The organism is Cryobacterium sp. MLB-32 (assembly GCF_000738085.1).
Lineage (GTDB): Bacteria > Actinomycetota > Actinomycetes > Actinomycetales > Microbacteriaceae > Cryobacterium.
Genome location: NZ_JPRS01000677.1, coordinates 1 through 739 on the forward strand (window position 1 = coordinate 1; position 739 = coordinate 739).

Genomic DNA, 739 nt, shown 5'->3' on the forward strand with positions numbered 1-739 from the left:
CTTGGCGAGCAGAACGTGCTCACGGGTCTGAGCCATCGGGCCGTCAGTAGCGGCAACCACGAGGATTGCGCCGTCCATCTGAGCAGCACCGGTGATCATGTTCTTGATGTAGTCAGCGTGGCCCGGAGCATCGACGTGCGCGTAGTGGCGCTTGTCGGTCTCGTACTCAACATGCGAGATGTTGATCGTGATGCCGCGCTGGCGTTCCTCGGGAGCCGAGTCAATCGACGCGAAGTCGCGCTGAACGTTGATCTTGGACGGGAACTTATCGGCGAGGACCTTGGAGATCGCTGCAGTCAGCGTGGTCTTTCCGTGGTCAACGTGACCGATGGTTCCGATGTTTACGTGCGGCTTTGTCCGCTCGAACTTGGCCTTGGCCACTGTGGGTCCTCCTCAGGACTCGCGTGCAAATACAGGACTGTTTTTGTGAACAGTCACAGGATGCGCTGGATGTGTCTACTTATGTTACTCGGGCCGAGTGGCCTAAGCGATTCGGCCCGAAGGCCACCCCAAGAGGCTATTCGCCCTTGTTCTTGTTGATGATCTCGTCGGCAACTGCCTTCGGGACCTCCGCGTAGCTCTCGAACGTCATCGAGTACACGGCACGGCCTGAGGTCTTCGACCGCAGGTCACCGATGTATCCGAACATTTCCGAGAGGGGCACGTGGGCGCGAATTACCTTCACGCCCTGCGCGTCCTCCATGGTCTGGATCTGCCCACGACGCGAGTTGAGGTCTCC

1 protein-coding gene and 1 pseudogene are annotated in these 739 nt (G+C 59.1%); both read right to left on the minus strand.

The annotated features are described in order from the left end of the window. The coding region (locus JF66_RS20840; RefSeq protein ID WP_035880880.1) for a GTP-binding protein at positions 1-381 on the minus strand (381 nt) is incomplete at its 3' end. A gap of 136 nt (positions 382-517) precedes the next feature. After that, positions 518-739, minus strand: a pseudogene (gene fusA, locus JF66_RS20845) (elongation factor G); the annotation flags it as partial.